Below are 17,039 nucleotides of genomic sequence, written 5' to 3'. Positions count from 1 at the left end.
CACGCATAGCACGGTTTGTACAAAGCGGCGGGCCGCGCGAGCAGCCTCTCGACGGTCCGCCAAATTGTTTAAAGCCAACATCTTTCCATATGAATTTTTATGGCATATATTTTCATCAGAAAGGAGAGACGCTTACAATGCAGCCCCATCTTGCCGCCAACCCGGCCGAAAATGCAGTCCTGACCAAGGCCACGCTGCGCGCCGCAGACCTGCTGGACATTACCGCCAGGATGCTTGCCTCCATCATCGGGGTCTCGGAAGCCACGGTTTCGCGCATGCGCAGACAGGAATTCCTGCTGGAGCGTGGAACCAAGCCATTCGAGCTTGCCGTGCTGTTCGTCCGGCTGTTCCGCTCGCTCGACGCCATTGTCGGCGGCGACGAGACCGTCGCCCGGGCATGGCTGAAGAATGCCAACACGGCCTTCGACGGCACCCCGCTCGAAAAAATCAAGACGATATCAGGACTTGTCGATGTCATCGCCTATCTGGACTCCCGACGCGCTCTCGTCTGAGGCAGCCAAGCGAGATGGCAAGTATGGGCTCGATGGCAAATACTGGCGCATGGTCGAGGCGCAGCACCGCGTCTCGACATTGAAAGTCGTTGACACGCTCGACGAGCAGGCCGTCCTCGAAGACCTGATCGAGGAAACCAAGCCGCAAATCCCCTTGGAATGCCGGCATCTGCATTATCTCCTGGCAACGCCCTTCCGCTACGGCTCGATCTACCCGCACGGTTCGCGCTTCCGCCGCGCCGGCAGGACCAAGGGCGTCTACTACGCGGCGGAAACCACGATGACCGCCGTCTCTGAGATGGCTTTTTACCGCCTGCTGTTCTTCGCGGAATCGCCGGCTACGCCGTGGCCGCGCGACGCCGCCGAATACACCGCCTTCGCTGCCGCGATACGCAGCACAAAGGTGATCGACCTGACGCGGCCGCCGCTCGACCGCGACGCGGCGGCGTGGACGCACCCGACCGACTACGCGGCCTGCCAAAATATTGCCGATGTCGCGCGCGAAGCCGGGCTGGAGGCGATCCGCTATCGCTCCGTGCGCGACCCGAAAGGCGCCAATGTGGCGCTACTGGCATGTAGCGGCTTTGCCAAGCCGAAACCGCTGGAACCCCATACCTGGCGCATCCGGCTGGGCGCCTTCGGCGTGCAGGCGATCTGTGAGTTCCCGGAAAAGCGGATCGAGTTTTCCAGGACGGCCTTTGCCGCCGATCCCCGGCTAAACGGATTGCGCTGGGAACGCGGGGCGCTGAGCAGATCCTGGTGATGAAAATCACACGCTTGGTGCACGCTAAACTACCGCTTGGGGTAGAAAGCGGTCGACTGTTCAAGCTACTCTGCTTCAGATGAACATGTGTTGGGTCTGATTCATGCTTGACGGTCGCGAATGGTTTGGCGTGCCGGGGGCCTCCGCTGAAGCGCTCGCTGAACTGAAGCAAGTCTCGCCAGTTGAACTGCCGGATGCGTACTACCGTCTCTTGACGTTCACTAACGGCGGAGAAGGGCCGCTGCCTGTTAATCCTTATAACCTGTGCCTCGATACCGCCGCTGAGGTCATGGAAGGGATTCGTACGCGAAATTATGGCAGAGACCATCTGGTAGGATTTGTTATCTTTGGAGGTAACGGTGGCGGAGAATTCTTAGCCTTTGACATACGGAAGAATTCGCCCTGGCGGGTGGTCATGATCGACATGATTGCTGGACCCGAAACTGCTGAGCAAGTTGTTCCTGATTTCGATGCATTCATCGAACTGATCGGCCGTGAAGCGGACGATGCTTGACGTTCCTGCACAGGGTCGAAACCGGCCGATTGTCGGATTGTCACCACTCGCAAAACCACGTCGAGCCACGCCTCAACCGGCGGGTGCGTAGCGCAGCAGCGTCACGCCCTGGGTAAGGCTTTCCTTACCAAGCGGCCTCAAGGTCAGCGACACGCCGGACTGGAAGTACGGCTTGCCGCCGCCCAGCACGACCGGGTGCATGTAGAGCCTGTACTCGTCGATGAGACCGGATCGTGCGAGATGCGCGGCAAGATCGGCGCCGGCGACGGTGATCTGGCTATCCGCTTCCGACCTGAGAGATTTCACCACGTTCTCGACATCGCCGTTCGCCAGACGGGCATTAGGTCCGACTTCCCGAAGCGTCGTCGAAAACACGATCTTCGGGGTTTCGCGCCAGGCGCGGGCAAAATCCCGCCCGATTTCGGCACCGGTCTCTCGGTCCGGACCGTCCCAGAAGCGCATCACCTCGTACATCCGGCGTCCACAGAGCGCGATCGAGGTCTGCCTCATCATGTCGCTAAAATGCCGGTGCAGCTCCCCTTCGGGTACCGGCAGGGCAATGTCTCCGTCCGGCCCGGCGATGTAGCCGTCCAAGGACATCAGCATGGCGTAGACGATCCTCGCCATTGGTGCCTCCGTTCTGTCCCCGCACGAAGGTGCATAACTGATTGCATTTCGCAATCAGTTTATCGCAAGGTGCGTGGAACGCAATACGGAACTTCCCAGGGCGCCCTCTTATGGCGTTTGAGGACCCCACTTGCTTACGAAATCTGAAGGAGCTTCAAGTTTGAGGCATCGTCGTCCTCAACTCAGGCCTCATTGCCATTGACAAAGATTGCCAAGCTCTCATTTATCGGGCAGCCCAGAGGCAGAGGAAGCGACATGGCAACGATGAACGTAAGCCTTCCAAGCGATATGGTCGAATTCGTGGAGCAGGAAGTATCCCAAGGCGGGTACGGTTCCTCGAGTGAAGTAGTCAGGGAAGCGCTGCGCCTGCTGCGACACGAAAAGGCCCAACAGGCGGAGAAACTCGCCATCCTTCGGCGCGAAATCAGTATTGGGGTGGAAGCCGCCGACGCAGGACGCTTCTCGAAGAAAAGCGTCAGTGACATTCTCGACGAGGTGATGCTCGAATCGCCCAGGAGATGAGACACGAGCTTACCGAACCCGCCGAACGCGATATCAGGGACATCTTGCGAAATACGATGCAGATGTTCGCTCCGCAGCAAGTCCGGGCCTATGCCCGCATCATCGAACTTGGTATCGAGCTAATCTCGGAAGACCCGGATCGACCAGGTTCCATCGAGCGTGCCGAACTCGCGGCGGGTGTTCGACTGCTGCACCTGGAGATCGCTGCGGGAAGGCGCGGAGGTGCTGCGCATTGCCTCTACTACATGAAGGGTCGCCTTTCGGACGATACGATCGGCGTCATTGTCGTTCGAGTGCTTCATGAGCGCATGGAACCACGGCATAGAGTGACCACAGCACTCAAGGACATGGCAAGAGCCAAAGTCGGTAGCCCGGACATACCCGACGGTGATGAGCCGTCCGGTGGTCCGGGTTCCTCAGGGACCGGGAATTTCTCCAACGCTCCTTGATCGATGGCGACTGAAATCAGCCGTTGACGGCCTGCTTGTGCTGAACCGGGTGGCTCTTCTTGAGCAGGTCCGACACCAGGAACGCCAGTTCGATCGCCTGGTCGGCGTTGAGGCGCGGGTCGCAATGGGTGTGGTAGCGATCCTGCAGCTCCTCGGCGGTGATGGCGCGAGCGCCACCGGTGCATTCGGTGACGTTCTTGCCGGTCATCTCGATATGGATGCCGCCCGGATGCGTGCCTTCGGCGCGATGTACCTCGAAGAAGGTCTGCACTTCCTTCAGGACGCGATCGAACGGCCGCGTCTTGTAGCCGGCGGCCTCGATCGTGTTACCATGCATGGGATCCGACGACCACACCACGCTGCGACCTTCCTTCTGCACAGCGCGCACCAGCTTCGGCAGATGCTCGGCGACCTTGTCGGAGCCGAAGCGCGCGATCAGCGTCAGCCGGCCGGGCTCATTCTCCGGATTGAGCAGGTCGATGAGCTGCAGCAGGCCGTCCGGCGTGAGCGACGGGCCGCATTTCAGGCCCAGCGGGTTCTTGATGCCACGGCAGTATTCGACATGGGCATGGTCGGGCTGGCGGGTACGATCGCCGATCCAGATCATATGGCCGGAGGTTGCGTACCAGTCGCCCGACGTCGAATCGACGCGGGTCAGCGCCTCCTCGTAACCGAGCAGCAGCGCCTCGTGGCTGGTGTAGAAATCGGTCTCGCGCAGCGCGTAATTGGTCTCCGAGGTGATGCCGACAGCCTTCATGAAGTCCATCGTCTCGGTGATGCGGTTGGCGAGCGACTCGTATTTCTCACCCTGCGGGCTGTCCGACACGAAACCGAGCATCCATTGATGCACGTTCTCCAGGTTGGCGTAGCCGCCCTGGGCGAAGGCGCGCAACAGGTTGAGCGTCGCCGCTGACTGGCGGTAGGCCATCTCCTGGCGTGCGGGGTCGGGAATGCGCGACTTGGCGTCGAACTCGATGCCGTTGATGATGTCGCCGCGATAGCTGGGCAGCGTCACGCCGCCCTTTGTCTCATTGTCGGACGAGCGCGGCTTGGCGAACTGGCCGGCGACACGGCCGACCTTCACCACCGGCTGCGCACCGGCGAAGGTCAGCACCACAGACATCTGCAGGAAGACGCGGAAGAAGTCGCGGATGTTGTCCGCGCCATGCTCGGCAAAACTCTCGGCGCAATCGCCGCCCTGGAGAAGGAATGCGTCACCGGCAGCGACGTTCGCAAGCTGCTTCTTCAGCTTGCGTGCCTCACCTGCAAAAACCAGGGGTGGAAAGGTGGCGAGCTGGGCTTCCGTGTTCTTCACCGCGGCAAGATCCGGATAGGCAGGAACCTGCTGGATCGGCTTTGCTCTCCACGAATTCGGCGACCATTTCGTCATCGTTGCACCCAACGTTCTTTCCAGCGGGTGCTATCGCCCGCCATTTCGCCCCCCAAATGGGGATCGCGGCTCCATACACGAAGCCGATTTCCTATTCTAGACCGGATTTGGACGTGTGGCGAATGGCCGTGATGCGCCGGAACTGCCGGCGTAGTCGTTGGCCAAAGCAGCAGCAACGCCTTGCTAGGCAGCCTTCTCCACCAGCCGAGCCAATTGCGTAATGACGACGGCGGCCCCGGCCAGACGCTTTTCAGGGGTCGGCCAGTCGCGGCTGAACACGACGCTGTGGTCCGGCCGTATCTTGGCCAGCGAGCCCTGCTCGGCAATGAGCGTGACCAGTCCGACGGGGTTCGAGAACTCCCGCTTGCGGAAGTGGATGACGACGCCCTTTGGTCCGGCATCGAGCTTTTCGACATTGGCCTTGCGGCAGAGCGCCTTGATGAAGACGATCTTCAGCAGATGCTTCACTTCCTCCGGCAACGGTCCGAAGCGGTCGATCAGCTCGGCGCCGAAGGCGTCGATCTCCTCGGTGTTTTCGAGGTCGCCGAGGCGGCGATAGAGCGCCAGCCGCAGCTGCAGGTCAGGAACATAGCTTTCCGGGATCATCACCGCCGTGCCGACGGCGATCTGCGGCGACCAGCCGCCATCCTGCACCTCGCCGGAATCCTTCACCTCGGCAACGGCTTCCTCCAGCATCTGCTGGTAAAGCTCGAAGCCGACCTCCTTGATGTGGCCGGACTGCTCTTCGCCGAGAAGGTTGCCGGCGCCGCGGATGTCGAGATCGTGGCTGGCGAGCTGGAAGCCGGCGCCCAGCGTATCGAGCGACTGCAGCACCTTCAGCCGCCGCTCGGCAGTGTCGGTCAGCTTGCGGTTGGCCGGCAGCGTGAACAGCGCATAGGCGCGCACCTTCGAGCGGCCGACGCGGCCGCGCAGCTGGTAAAGCTGCGACAGGCCGAACATGTCGGCGCGATGCACGATCAGCGTGTTGGCGGTCGGGATATCGAGGCCGGATTCGACAATGGTGGTCGACAGCAGCACATCGTACTGGCCGTCATAGAAGGCATTCATGATGTCGTCGAGTTCGCCGGGCGGCATCTGGCCGTGAGCGACAGCCACTTTCAGCTCGGGCACGGATTCGCGAAGGAAATCATGAATTTCCGCCAGATCACTGATGCGCGGCACGACATAGAAGGAATGGCCGCCACGGTAGCGTTCCCTGAGCAGGGTCTCGCGGATGACCAGCGGATCGAAGGGCGAGATGAAGGTGCGCACCGCCAGGCGGTCGACCGGCGGCGTGGCGATCAGCGACAGTTCGCGCACGCCGGTCAGCGCCAGCTGCAGCGTGCGCGGGATCGGCGTTGCCGACAGCGTCAGCACATGCACGTCGCTCTTCAGGTCCTTCAGCCGTTCCTTGTGCTTGACGCCAAAGTGCTGTTCCTCGTCGATGATCAACAGGCCGAGATTCTTGAACGAGATCGACGAGCCGAGCAGCGCATGAGTGCCGACGACGATGTCGACCGTGCCTTCGGCGATGCCTTTCTTGGCCTCGGCCAGTTCCTTGGCGCCGACCAGCCGCGAAGCCTGGGCGACGCGGATCGGCAAGCCGGAGAAGCGCTGCGAGAAGGTCTTGAAGTGCTGGCGCGAGAGAAGCGTCGTCGGCACCACCACCGCGACCTGAAAGCCTTCCATCGCCGCGATGAAGGCGGCGCGAAGTGCAACTTCCGTCTTGCCGAAGCCGACATCGCCGCAGATCAGCCGGTCCATCGGCTTTCCGGCGCCCAGATCACCCATGACCGAATCGATCGCCGTCTGCTGGTCGTCGGTCTCCTCATAGGGAAACCGCGCGGCGAATTCGCCATAGAGACCGTCCCCCGGCACCAGCGAAGGAGCGGCGCGCATATGCCGCTCGGCGGCGATGCGGATCAACTGCCCGGCCATATCGAGAAGCCGCCGCTTCAGCCGCGCCTTACGCGATTGCCAGGCGCCGCCGCCAAGCTTGTCCAATGTAGCTTCAGCCGAATCCGAACCATAGCGCGACAGAAGCTCGATGTTCTCCACCGGCAGGAACAGCCGGTCGTCGCCGGCATAATGGATTTCGAGGCAATCATGCGGCGCACCGACCGCCTCGATGGTGCGCAGCCCGATGAAGCGGCCAATGCCGTGATCGGTATGGACGACGATGTCGCCGGAGGACAACGCCGAGGCCTCGGCGATGAAGTCCGAAGCGCGCTTCTTGCGCTTCGAACGACGGATCAGCCGGTCGCCCAGGATGTCCTGCTCGGCGATAATGACCAGTTTCTCGGTCTCGAAGCCGGATTCGAGCGGCAGCACGGCAAGTCCCGCCTGCCCCGGTTCGAGCTTTTCCGCCTCGGCCAGTGTGGCGACCGGCCTGAGGTTGCCGAGGTGATGCTCGGCCAGGATCTGGCCGAGCCGGTCTAGCGAACCTTCGGTCCAGCCGGCGATGACGACGCGGCGGCGAGCGGCCCGCTCATCGGCAATGTGTTTTACGACGACGTCGAAGACGTTGACGTTGGGATCGGCGCGTTCCTCGACGAAGCTGCGGCCATGCCGCGAGCCGGCATGGAAGATTTTCTTGGCGCCGGCGTCGGGCGCGTCGAAGGGCGTGAAGTCGATCGCTTCGCGCGGGCCAAGCGAGGCGATGAGGTTTTCGGGCGACAAATAAAGCAGGTCCGGCGGCACCGGCTTGTAGGGCACGGCGTCCTTCAGCGCGCCGTCGGCCTGCTTCCTGCGCGCCTCGTAATGGTCGAGGATCAGCGCATGGCGCTCGGCCAGCGCCTCATGCGCCAGATGGTCGAACACGACAGGCGTGTCCGGCAGATAGTCGAACACCGTCTCCAGCCGCTCGTAGAAGAACGGCAGCCAATGTTCCATGCCGGCGAAACGCCGTCCCTCGCTGACCGCCGCATACAGCCCATCGTCGCGCGAGGGTGCGCCGAAGGCATCGATGTAGCTGCGGCGGAAGCGGCTGATGGTCTCCGGCGTCAGCGCCACTTCGCTCATCGCCTGCAGCGCCATCGACTTGCGCTGGCCGGTGGTGCGCTGCGTGGCGGCGTCGAAGACGCGGATCGATTCCAGCGTGTCGCCGAAGAAATCGAGCCGCAGCGCTTCCGTCCAGCCGGGTGCGAACAGGTCCAGAATGCCGCCGCGCACGGCAAACTCGCCGACCCCGCGCACGGTCGGCACCCTTTCGAAGCCTGATATCTCCAGCCGCGACACCAGTGCATTCATGTCGATCTGGTTGCCGGGTTCGGCGTGAAACATCTGCGCCTCGACGAGGCTTGCCGGCGGGATGCGCTGCAGTAGCGCATTGGCTGTGGTGAGGATGACGGCGCGGTGTGGTTTCTTCGCCAGCGCGATCATCGCTGTGAGTGCATCGAGCCGCCTTGCCGCAGCATCCGCCCCGGGCGAAACGCGGTCGTAGGGCAGACAGTCCCAAGCCGGCAGTTCCAGCACCGGCAGGCCAGGCGCGGCGAATGAAAGCGCCTCGACGATCGAAGGCAGGCGCTGGCCGTCGCGTGCCACGAACAGCACCGGCTTGTCAGGCGCGATCTCGTGTGCCGCCTGCACCAGCGCAAAGGCTTCGTAACCGTCGGCGACACCGTCGACGATGAACTGGCCGGCGCGGCCTTTCGGCAGGCCGATCGAGGGAATGAGGCTCATGGATTACACGTCGTTCAGAATGTCATCGTCTGGCGCGACGCCAGGATTTTTTGCAGGACGGCACAATCGATATTTGCCGGAATCGGGCGTTCGCCGGTGATCACGGGCAGGAATTCGGTGTCGGGAACATCGAGGAGCCTCTCATATTGGTCGAGTTCGTCGCCGGTCAAGGCGCCGATCTCGGCGTCTGCGAAACTGCCGAGAATGAGGTCCATTTCGCGCATGCCGCGATGCCAGGACCGAAACAGAAGCTTGCGGCGGCGGGCGTCGAGCCCCTCGCTTGATCGTCTCGTTCCCGTCATTGACCAGCATCCTTGCCTGAAGCGGCGCATATAGCGTGGATAGAGGGCGGTGTCAGCCTTGCGCTGCGGCTGTCTCGACATAAGCTGACATCATGCGCCCTTCCCTCCTCGATCCGCTGTTTGTCCCGATCACCTCGCTTGCCGGCGTCGGGCCGAAGGTCGGCGCACTGATCGAGAAAATCGTGCCGGCCGATCTCGGCGACCGCGCGGCGCGTGCCGGCGATCTTCTGTTCGTGCTGCCCCACGCGGTGATCGACCGCCGCAACCGGCCGGGTATCGCCGGTTCGGCCGAAGGCGCGATCGTCACCCTCGAAGTGCGCATCGACCGCCACCAGCCGCCGCCGCGCGGCAACAGATCGGTGCCATACCGGGTTTACGCCCATGACGACACCGGTGAGATCGCGCTGACCTTCTTCCATGCGCACGCCGCCTATCTCGAAAAGGCTATGCCCGAGGGCGAGCATGTCGTGGTCTCCGGGCGCATGGAATGGTTCAACGGCCGCCCGACTATGGTTCATCCCGACCACATCGCGTTGGCCAGTGAGGCGGAAAACCTGCCGCTGGTCGAGCCGGTCTATCCGCTCACCGCCGGGCTCTCGGGAAAAGTGCTGCGCCGGGCAATCGGCCAGGCGCTCGCTCGCTTGCCGGTGCTGCCGGAATGGCAGGACGGCGAGTTTCTGCGCAGCCGGACCTTTCCTGCCTTTGGCGACGCGCTCGCCCGCATCCACAATCCCGCCGACCCGATCGACGTGTCCATCGACGGCGCTGCCTGGCGGCGTCTCGCCTATGATGAGTTTCTGGCAGGCCAGGTGTCGCTGGCGCTGGTGCGCGCAAAAGTCCGCCGCTTGTCCGGACGACCATTGGTCGGCAACGGCCGCATCGTCGAAAGGCTGCGCGCCGCCCTTCCCTATTCGCTGACCACCTCGCAGGAAATGGCGCTTGCCGAAATCAACGCCGATCTCGGTGACCCCGAACGCATGCTGCGCCTGCTGCAGGGTGATGTCGGCTCCGGCAAGACGGTTGTCGCGCTGCTCGCCATGGCGCGCGCCGTCGAGGCCGGCGGCCAGGCGGCATTGATGGCGCCGACCGAAATCCTGGCGCGCCAGCACCTTGCGACGATTGCACCTTTGGCCGAACAAGCCGGCCTGCGCGTCGCCATCCTCACCGGCCGCGAAAAGGGCCGCGAGCGCACCGAGACGCTGGCCGGTCTGGCCAATGGCGAGATCGACATCGTCGTCGGCACCCACGCCCTGTTCCAGCAAACGGTGACGTTCCACGACCTTGTCCTCGCCGTCATCGACGAGCAGCACCGTTTTGGCGTCCACCAGCGGCTTGCCATCACCGCCAAGGGCGACGCGCCCGACATGCTGGTGATGACGGCGACGCCGATCCCGCGCACGCTGGTGCTGACCGCTTTCGGCGACATGGATGTGTCGAAGCTGACCGAAAAACCGGCCGGTCGTCAGCCGATACGCACTGTCACCCTGCCGCTCGAACGGCTCGACGAGCTGATCGGCCGCATGCGCGACGCCGTCGCCGACGGCCAGAAGATCTACTGGATCTGTCCGCTGGTCGAGGAATCCGAAGAGATCAAGCTGATGTCGGCGGAGGACCGTTTTGCCTCGCTGTATCAGCTGTTCGGCGACCGGATCGGCCTGGTGCACGGCCGCATGAAGGGCGCCGACAAGGACGAGGCGATGCGCGCCTTCAAGGCCGGCGAGACACGCATCCTGATCGCCACCACGGTCATAGAGGTCGGCGTCGATGTGCCGGATGCGACGATCATGGTCATCGAGCATGCCGAGCGCTTCGGCCTCGCCCAGCTGCACCAGTTGCGCGGCCGCGTCGGGCGCGGCGAAAAACCGTCCTCCTGCGTGCTGCTCTACAAGGATCCGCTCGGCGAGACAGCGATGCGCCGGCTGTCGGTGATGCGCGAGACCGAGGACGGGTTCCGCATCGCCGAGGAGGACCTGAAACTGCGTGGCGAAGGCGAGCTGCTGGGCACCCGCCAGTCCGGCACGCCGGGCTTCCAAGTGGCGCGCATCGAGGCGCATGCCGACCTGCTCGAAGCCGCGCGCGACGACGCACGGCTGATCCTGTCGCGCGATCCGGAATTGCAATCCGAACGCGGCGCCGCCCTTCGCATGCTGCTTTATTTGTTCGGCCGCGACGAGGCGGTGCGGCTCTTGCGCGCCGGCTGAGGCCCGGCACCCACCGGCGGATTGGCGATCTGCACGCCGATCGGCTTGCCGTTCAACGTCACCATTTTCGCCTTGACCTCCGGTGCCACCAGCCCGGCCGAGACGATCAGCTTGGCCCCGTCCTCGATCGTCATGTCGAGCAGCACGACATCGGATTTCGGCACATACATCAGGAAGCCGGTGGTCGGGTTGGGCGTGCACGGCATGAACACCGCGATCAGCGGGTTGCCTTCCTGGTCGAGCTTCTGGTTGATCTCGGTTTCCTTCTCGCTGGCGACGAAGACCAGCGACCAGACGCCCTTGCGCGGGTATTCGACCAGCCCGACCTGGCGAAACATGTCTCCCTTGTTCGACAGCACGGTCTCGAAGATCTGCTTCAGCGAGCCGTAGATGCCGCGCACCAGCGGCATGCGGCCGAGTAGGCGCTCACCAAACAAGACGATGGCGCGGCCGACGATATTGGCGGTCAGGAAACCGATCAGGGTGATCAGGATCAAGGCGACGATCAGGCCAAAACCCGGAACCGGCGCCGGCAAATAGCTATCGGGGTTGTAGCGCGCCGGAATATAGGGTTTCACCCAGGAATCGACCCAGCCGATGAAGGACCATGCAATGTAGGCGGTGATCGCCAGCGGCGCGCAGACAACAAAACCTGTCAGGAAATAATTCCGCAGCCGGGTCATGCCTGAGGTCTTGGAAGCATCGGACATGGTTCACCGCAGCACTGATTGCGGCACAACATTAGTGAACCGCATTCGGCTTTGGAACTGCGAAATTTTTAAACCACGGCTATTCCACAGTCACCGATTTCGCCAGGTTGCGCGGCTGGTCGACGTCGGTGCCCATGAACACCGCGGTGAAATAGGCCAGCATCTGGATCGGCAGCGCGTAGATGATCGGCGAGATGATTTCCGGCACGTCCGGCAGCACGATCGTCTCCATCGTCTTCACCGTGGCGTGCGCGGCACCCTTGCTGTCGGTGATCAGGATGATCTTGCCGCCGCGCGCAGCCACTTCCTGCATGTTCGACACGGTCTTTTCAAAGATGCGGTCATGCGGGGCAATAACGATGACCGGCATGTTCTCGTCGATCAGCGCGATAGGCCCGTGCTTCAGTTCGCCGGCGGCATAGCCCTCGGCATGGATATAGGAGATTTCCTTGAGCTTCAGCGCACCTTCCATGGCCAGCGGGAAATTGGTGTCGCGGCCGAGATAGAGCACGTTCTTGTAGTGCGAGAGGTCGCGCGCAACCTTTTCGATCTGGCCGTCGAGCTTCAGGACCTGGTTGGCGTAGCGGGGCGCTTCCGACAGTTGGCGGACCAGCGTCGTTTCCTGCTCGCGCGAAATCGTTCCGCGCGCCACGCCGGCCCGCACGGCAAGCGAGGCCAGCACCGACAATTGACAGGTGAAGGCCTTGGTCGAGGCGACACCGATCTCCGGCCCGGCCAGCGTCGGCAGGATGACGTCGGACTCGCGCGCCATCGTCGATTCGCGGACATTGACGACCGCGCCGATCTTCATCCCGGCCTGCCGGCAATAGCGCAGCGAGGCCAGCGTGTCGGCGGTCTCGCCCGATTGCGAGATGAAGAAGGCGGCGTCTGTCTTCGACAGCGGCATCTCGCGGTAGCGGAATTCCGAAGCGACATCGATGTCGACCGGCAGCCGCGCATAGCGCTCGAACCAGTATTTGCTGATCAGGCCGGCCAGATAGGCGGTGCCGCAGGCCGAAATCGCCAGCCGATTGATCTCAGCGAAATTGAACGGCAGCTCGAGCGGCTTCGAGACGCCGCCAACAAAATCCACATAATGCGCCAGCGTGTGCGAGATCACCTCGGGCTGTTCATGAATTTCCTTCTCCATGAAATGGCGCCGGTTGCCCTTGTCGACCATGAAGCTGGTGCTGAGCGACTGCTGGCGCTTGCGGTCGACCTTGTTGCCGTCCATGTCGAAGATGCCGACGTCGTTGCGGCGCACCACCGCCCAGTCGCCATCCTCCAGATAGGTGATCGAATTGGTGAAGGGGGCAAGCGCGATGGCGTCGGAGCCCAAAAACATCTCGCCATCGCCATGGCCGACGGCCAGCGGCGGGCCGTTCCGCGCGCCGACGATGAGATCCTCGTCTCCCCTAAACATGATGGCCAGCGCAAAGGCGCCTTCCAGCCGCTTCAGCGCCTGGTGCGCGGCCTCGACCGGCTGCAGGCCCCTGGCCAGTTCGCGACCCACCAGGTGTGCGACGACCTCGGTGTCGGTCTGCGATGAAAATGTGTAGCCGTCGCGCATCAGCTCGTCGCGCAATTCGGCGAAATTCTCGATGATGCCGTTGTGGACGATGGCGACGCCGTCGGAAAAATGCGGATGCGCATTGGTCTCATTGGGCACGCCATGCGTTGCCCAGCGCGTGTGGCCGATGCCGATCATGCCGTCGAGCGGTTCGTCCTTCAGCCGGCGTTCGAGATTGATCAGCTTGCCCTCGGCGCGGCGACGCGCAAGCTTGCCGTGCTCGACGGTGGCGACGCCAGCCGAATCATAGCCGCGATATTCGAGCCTTTTCAGTGCATCGACGATCAGTGGCGCGACCGGCGAGTGACTGACAATTCCGACGATACCGCACATAGACGTTGCCCCCGATTCCGGCATAAAAGCCCGGCGCCATTTAGGGTTGGCCGGGCTGCCGCGAAAATCACATTGCGTTTCGTCCCGTATCAGCCGGAACGATCTTGCACAGATGCACCATGACAGGGCGCTCTTGCAATCCGGTTACAGCAATCGCTCAGTTTCTCCGAGCATGCATCCTATCTCGCCTCGGTGGTTCCTGAAATCCGTCGAAGACATGATGCAGCTCGTTGCGGAGCTCCGTCAGGCTAGCCTTTTTTCCGGGCCGCCGCAGCCGAAGCAATACGCTCGCGCAATTCCTTGCCCTTGCCGGGCAGCGTCCTCTGGCGGGCGCGGCCGAAGGCCAATCCATCGTCGGGCACGCTTTCGGTGATCACGCTGCCCGAAGCGATGTAGCCGCCCTTACCGATGTTAACAGGCGCCACCAACGAAGAATTCGAGCCGACGAAAGCGCCCTCGCCGATGTCGGTGAAGAACTTCGAATAGCCGTCATAATTGCAGGTGATGGTTCCAGCGCCGATATTGGCGCCGGCGCCGACGCGAGCATCGCCGATATAGGTCAGGTGATTGACCTTTGCGCCCTCCTCGATCGTCGCCTGCTTGACCTCGCAAAAATTGCCGACCTTGGCTTTTTGCCGGAGATCGGAACCCGGCCGCAGCCGCGCGTACGGTCCGACATCGCAATCGGAAGCGATCGTGGCGCCTTCAATATGGCTGAAGGCATGGATCTTGGCGCCCGGGGCGATCTTCACGCCGGGCCCGAACCAGACATTGGGTTCTACGATCGTATCGGCGCCGATCTCGGTATCGTGCGAAAAGAACACGGTTTCCGGCGCGATCAATGTAACGCCGGAGAGCATGGCCTCGCGCCGCCGGCGCATCTGCCAGATGCCTTCCGCCGCAGCGAGTTCGGCGCGATTGTTGATGCCGAGCACATTCTCGAAGCCGGCCTCTGCGGCAACGACGTCAAAACCCTGCCCGCCGGCGATCTCGACGATGTCGGTGAGATAATATTCGGCCTTGGCGTTGTTGTTGCCGACTTGATCGAGCAGCTGCAGCGCATGCTTTCCCGCAATCGCCATCAGCCCGCCATTGCAGAAGGTGATTTTCTTCTCCTCGTCGGTGCAGTCCTTTTCCTCGCGGATGGCGATGAGCTTGCCGCCTTTTTCGATCAAGCGGCCATAGCCGGACGGATTTGACGTGCGGAAGCCGACCACAACGACGGCAGCGCCTTCAGCCAGCTTCAGGCGCGCAGCGGTCAGCACCGCCGGATCGATCAGCGGTGTATCGCCGAACATCACCAGGATGTCGTCGTAACTCTTTGATATCGCGTCGCGAGCCGCCAGCACGGCATGCGCCGTGCCGAGCCGCTTGTCCTGGACGAAGGTCTCCGCCTTCGGCGCGAACTTTTGCATGGCCTTGCGCATCTCGTCCGCGCCATGGCCGATCACCAGCGCCAGATCACCGCTGCCTGCGGCTTCCGCAGCCCTCACGACATGGGCGACCATCGGCAGGCCGGCGATCGGGTGCAGCACTTTTGGCACAGCGCTTTTCATGCGCGTGCCTTCGCCGGCGGCGAGGATGACGGACAGGCAGGTTCTCTGGCTCATGGAATGGCAACCATATGAAAAGGGTCGGGAATCAAGGCATGTCTAGCATTGGCGCCAATGCTGCGCCAATGCGGTTAAATTCCAGTGAGGTGGTTGTGCTGCGTCGCAAATTCGATTTCTAATCCGGCCAATGATCTATGCTGGCGCTGCCCCTCATCTGCCTGCCGGCATCTTCTCCCCGTATAGTGACGGGGAGAAGGAGGCTGGCCGCAACCTCGGCACCCTTTCTGGCGACGTTGGAGATTGGCGAAATCCTTTGCGAAGGCGTCCTTCTCCCCGTCACTATACGGGGAGAAGTGCCCTGCAGGGCGATGAGGGGCGGCGCAAACCTGAAGCGATTACCGTGCCGGCAACGCCAGCTGCGATAGCTGTGAGTCGCATCAAGCTTTCGACTTGATCTAATCAACCCAGTTGCCCCAGCATCGGGAAATTCTCCAGCAGCCAGTAGGACGCGGCCTGCACGCCTCCGGTCAGGAAAAAGACGCCGGCGACGACCAGCAGTGCGCCCATCGCCTTTTCGACACGGCCGAGATGGACGCGGAATTTCGAGAGAAAGCGCATGAAGGCGCCGGAAAACAGCGCCGCGATCAGGAACGGTATGCCGAGGCCGAGCGAATAGGCGGCAAGCAGCAGCGCGCCCTCGCCCACCGTCTCGCGGCCGCCGGCAAGCGTCAGGATCGGCCCCAGCACCGGTCCGATGCAGGGTGTCCAGCCGAAGGCGAAGGCCAGTCCCATGACGTATGCGGCAACGATACTGGCCGGCTTGCCCCGCGACTGGAAGCGCGCCTCACGCGACAGCAGCGGGATGCGCAATATGCCGAGGAAATTCAGCCCCATCAGGATGATCAGCACGCCGGCGGCCATGGCCAGCGGCTCCTGCCAGACGCGCAGCAGCCGGCCGATGGTCGAGGCGCCGGCGCCCAACGCCACGAAGACGGTCGAAAAGCCGAGAACGAAGGCGATCGAGGCATAGAGCAGCGCGCTGCGTGCGTCTGCCTTGGCCGCGACGCCGGCATTGCCTCGGAAATCATCGACCGATACGCCCGCCATGTAGCAGAGATAGGGCGGCACCAGCGGCAGCACGCAGGGCGACAGGAACGAGATCGCCCCCGCCCCGACCGCGCTGACATAGCCGATATCCAATGCCATTCCCGAAACTCCAACTGTATCGGCGCCGATATAGCGGCGCACGTCCTTGTCCGCCAATCACCAATGCGTGGCAAGTTGCCGCCTCGCATCGAGGAAGAAACGCCACACCAGGCGCGTTGATACAACGAGGCCGCGGCTTTCCGCGCGCTTCTCGACCATATCAGGGAGAGCGTCATGAAATCGATCACAGTTGGGCTGGCGGTGCTTTTGCTCGGCACCGCCACCTCCTATGCCGCCGAAGCGTGGAAAGAAGCCGATGTCGGCGGCACCAAGATCTACACCGATGCCAACGGCATGACCCTTTACACCTACGACAAGGATGAGACGGGCAAGTCGAACTGCTACGACAAATGCGCCACCAATTGGCCGCCGCTGAAGGCTGAGGCCGACGCCAAGCCCGAAGGCGAATGGACAATCGTCGACCGCACCGACGGCACCAAGATGTGGGCCTATGAAGGCAAGCCGCTCTACACATTCATCAAGGACAAGAAGGCCGGCGATGTGACCGGCGACGGCGTCGGCGGCGTCTGGCACATCGCCAAGGCCGACTAAGCCCCGAACCTCAATCCCCGCCCTTGACCGGCGGGAAATCCCTGGCTGCCGCGTATCCCTGCAGGCCTCCCGGCGGCCAGCTTCTTGTGCCGTCCCGCTGGACACACGAGCCCCACTCGCCACGCCAGTCTCGAGTTGTGTGCGTCAAGTTCTG

At 62.8% G+C, this 17,039-nt stretch carries 15 protein-coding genes; 7 read left to right on the top strand and 8 right to left on the bottom strand.

What is annotated here, in order from left to right; translation table 11 throughout:
* The first annotated feature begins 137 nt into the window (after positions 1–137).
* The 3 genes from BQ8482_RS00180 (at position 138) to BQ8482_RS00170 (ending at position 1,789) form a co-directional block, all read left to right on the top strand.
* Positions 138–512, top strand: coding sequence for an MbcA/ParS/Xre antitoxin family protein (locus BQ8482_RS00180; protein WP_123145932.1), 375 nt, complete (start codon positions 138–140; stop codon positions 510–512).
* Positions 472–1,275 carry an RES family NAD+ phosphorylase gene (locus tag BQ8482_RS00175; protein ID WP_123145750.1) on the top strand — a complete coding sequence of 268 codons (804 nt, stop codon included), beginning with the start codon at positions 472–474 and terminating at the stop codon, positions 1,273–1,275. The genes BQ8482_RS00180 and BQ8482_RS00175 overlap by 41 nt, the downstream gene beginning before the upstream one ends.
* Positions 1,276–1,378: 103 nt before the next feature.
* Positions 1,379–1,789 (top strand): SMI1/KNR4 family protein, encoded by a 411-nt coding sequence (locus tag BQ8482_RS00170; protein ID WP_123145749.1) that lies wholly within the window; start codon positions 1,379–1,381, stop codon positions 1,787–1,789.
* A 72-nt stretch (positions 1,790–1,861) separates the two neighbouring features.
* Here the strand turns inward: BQ8482_RS00170 and BQ8482_RS00165 are convergent, their stop codons facing one another.
* The gene (locus BQ8482_RS00165; protein ID WP_123145748.1) at positions 1,862–2,416 is read right to left on the bottom strand and encodes a dihydrofolate reductase family protein; all 555 of its coding nucleotides are present in this window, start codon (positions 2,414–2,416) and stop codon (positions 1,862–1,864) included.
* 255 nt (positions 2,417–2,671) lie between these two features.
* Between BQ8482_RS00165 and BQ8482_RS00160 the strand changes: the two genes are divergently transcribed.
* A complete protein-coding gene (locus BQ8482_RS00160; protein ID WP_123145931.1) occupies positions 2,672–2,938 on the top strand; it encodes a type II toxin-antitoxin system ParD family antitoxin in 267 nt (88 codons plus the stop codon).
* Positions 2,935–3,387 carry a type II toxin-antitoxin system RelE/ParE family toxin gene (locus BQ8482_RS00155; RefSeq protein ID WP_123145747.1) on the top strand — a complete coding sequence of 151 codons (453 nt, stop codon included), beginning with the start codon at positions 2,935–2,937 and terminating at the stop codon, positions 3,385–3,387. The genes BQ8482_RS00160 and BQ8482_RS00155 overlap by 4 nt, the downstream gene beginning before the upstream one ends.
* A gap of 16 nt (positions 3,388–3,403) precedes the next feature.
* Here the strand turns inward: BQ8482_RS00155 and BQ8482_RS00150 are convergent, their stop codons facing one another.
* The 3 genes from BQ8482_RS00150 to BQ8482_RS00140 form a co-directional block, all read right to left on the bottom strand.
* Positions 3,404–4,777 (bottom strand): class II 3-deoxy-7-phosphoheptulonate synthase, encoded by a 1,374-nt coding sequence (locus tag BQ8482_RS00150; RefSeq protein ID WP_123145746.1) that lies wholly within the window; start codon positions 4,775–4,777, stop codon positions 3,404–3,406.
* Between the two features lie 183 nt (positions 4,778–4,960).
* Positions 4,961–8,458 carry a transcription-repair coupling factor gene (mfd, locus tag BQ8482_RS00145; RefSeq protein WP_123145745.1) on the bottom strand — a complete coding sequence of 1,166 codons (3,498 nt, stop codon included), beginning with the start codon at positions 8,456–8,458 and terminating at the stop codon, positions 4,961–4,963.
* A 14-nt stretch (positions 8,459–8,472) separates the two neighbouring features.
* A complete protein-coding gene (locus BQ8482_RS00140; protein WP_123145930.1) occupies positions 8,473–8,760 on the bottom strand; it encodes an FAD assembly factor SdhE in 288 nt (95 codons plus the stop codon).
* A gap of 92 nt (positions 8,761–8,852) precedes the next feature.
* Here BQ8482_RS00140 and recG point away from each other — a divergent pair, with 92 nt between their 5' ends.
* Positions 8,853–10,961, top strand: coding sequence for an ATP-dependent DNA helicase RecG (recG, locus tag BQ8482_RS00135; protein ID WP_123145744.1), 2,109 nt, complete (start codon positions 8,853–8,855; stop codon positions 10,959–10,961).
* Here the strand turns inward: recG and BQ8482_RS00130 are convergent.
* From BQ8482_RS00130 to BQ8482_RS00110, 4 genes are all read right to left on the bottom strand, one after another.
* Positions 10,913–11,671: a DUF502 domain-containing protein gene (locus BQ8482_RS00130; protein ID WP_123145743.1), complete on the bottom strand. Its 759-nt coding sequence runs from the start codon at positions 11,669–11,671 to the stop codon at positions 10,913–10,915. The two genes, recG and BQ8482_RS00130, sit on opposite strands and share 49 nt — an antisense overlap.
* A 79-nt stretch (positions 11,672–11,750) precedes the next feature.
* Complete coding sequence (gene glmS / locus BQ8482_RS00125; RefSeq protein WP_123145742.1) at positions 11,751–13,574, bottom strand: glutamine--fructose-6-phosphate transaminase (isomerizing); 1,824 nt, start codon at positions 13,572–13,574, stop codon at positions 11,751–11,753.
* Between the two features lie 248 nt (positions 13,575–13,822).
* Positions 13,823–15,184, bottom strand: coding sequence for a bifunctional UDP-N-acetylglucosamine diphosphorylase/glucosamine-1-phosphate N-acetyltransferase GlmU (gene glmU / locus BQ8482_RS00120; protein WP_123145741.1), 1,362 nt, complete (start codon positions 15,182–15,184; stop codon positions 13,823–13,825).
* A 402-nt stretch (positions 15,185–15,586) separates the two neighbouring features.
* Complete coding sequence (locus BQ8482_RS00110) at positions 15,587–16,333, bottom strand: cytochrome c biogenesis CcdA family protein (protein ID WP_123145929.1); 747 nt, start codon at positions 16,331–16,333, stop codon at positions 15,587–15,589.
* Positions 16,334–16,507: 174 nt separating this feature from the next.
* Here BQ8482_RS00110 and BQ8482_RS00105 point away from each other — a divergent pair, with 174 nt between their 5' ends.
* On the top strand, positions 16,508–16,885 hold the full coding sequence (locus BQ8482_RS00105; RefSeq protein ID WP_123145740.1) for a COG4315 family predicted lipoprotein: 378 nt from the start codon (positions 16,508–16,510) through the stop codon (positions 16,883–16,885).
* Positions 16,886–17,039: the final 154 nt, after the last annotated feature.

This window comes from Mesorhizobium delmotii (assembly GCF_900149755.1).
GTDB lineage: Bacteria > Pseudomonadota > Alphaproteobacteria > Rhizobiales > Rhizobiaceae > Mesorhizobium > Mesorhizobium delmotii.
The sequence above is the reverse complement of the archived record's forward strand: the minus strand, read 5'-3'. Positions and strand labels throughout refer to the sequence as shown.

Coding starts and splice junctions, on each gene's coding strand:
- BQ8482_RS00180 (WP_123145932.1), top strand. CDS start 138: ATGCAGCCCCATCTTGCCGCCAACCCGGCCGAAAATGCAGTCCTGACC.
- BQ8482_RS00175 (WP_123145750.1), top strand. CDS start 472: ATGTCATCGCCTATCTGGACTCCCGACGCGCTCTCGTCTGAGGCAGCC.
- BQ8482_RS00170 (WP_123145749.1), top strand. CDS start 1,379: ATGCTTGACGGTCGCGAATGGTTTGGCGTGCCGGGGGCCTCCGCTGAA.
- BQ8482_RS00165 (WP_123145748.1), bottom strand. CDS start 2,416: ATGGCGAGGATCGTCTACGCCATGCTGATGTCCTTGGACGGCTACATC.
- BQ8482_RS00160 (WP_123145931.1), top strand. CDS start 2,672: ATGGCAACGATGAACGTAAGCCTTCCAAGCGATATGGTCGAATTCGTG.
- BQ8482_RS00155 (WP_123145747.1), top strand. CDS start 2,935: ATGAGACACGAGCTTACCGAACCCGCCGAACGCGATATCAGGGACATC.
- BQ8482_RS00150 (WP_123145746.1), bottom strand. CDS start 4,777: ATGACGAAATGGTCGCCGAATTCGTGGAGAGCAAAGCCGATCCAGCAG.
- mfd (WP_123145745.1), bottom strand. CDS start 8,458: ATGAGCCTCATTCCCTCGATCGGCCTGCCGAAAGGCCGCGCCGGCCAG.
- BQ8482_RS00140 (WP_123145930.1), bottom strand. CDS start 8,760: ATGACGGGAACGAGACGATCAAGCGAGGGGCTCGACGCCCGCCGCCGC.
- recG (WP_123145744.1), top strand. CDS start 8,853: ATGCGCCCTTCCCTCCTCGATCCGCTGTTTGTCCCGATCACCTCGCTT.
- BQ8482_RS00130 (WP_123145743.1), bottom strand. CDS start 11,671: ATGTCCGATGCTTCCAAGACCTCAGGCATGACCCGGCTGCGGAATTAT.
- glmS (WP_123145742.1), bottom strand. CDS start 13,574: ATGTGCGGTATCGTCGGAATTGTCAGTCACTCGCCGGTCGCGCCACTG.
- glmU (WP_123145741.1), bottom strand. CDS start 15,184: ATGAGCCAGAGAACCTGCCTGTCCGTCATCCTCGCCGCCGGCGAAGGC.
- BQ8482_RS00110 (WP_123145929.1), bottom strand. CDS start 16,333: ATGGCATTGGATATCGGCTATGTCAGCGCGGTCGGGGCGGGGGCGATC.
- BQ8482_RS00105 (WP_123145740.1), top strand. CDS start 16,508: ATGAAATCGATCACAGTTGGGCTGGCGGTGCTTTTGCTCGGCACCGCC.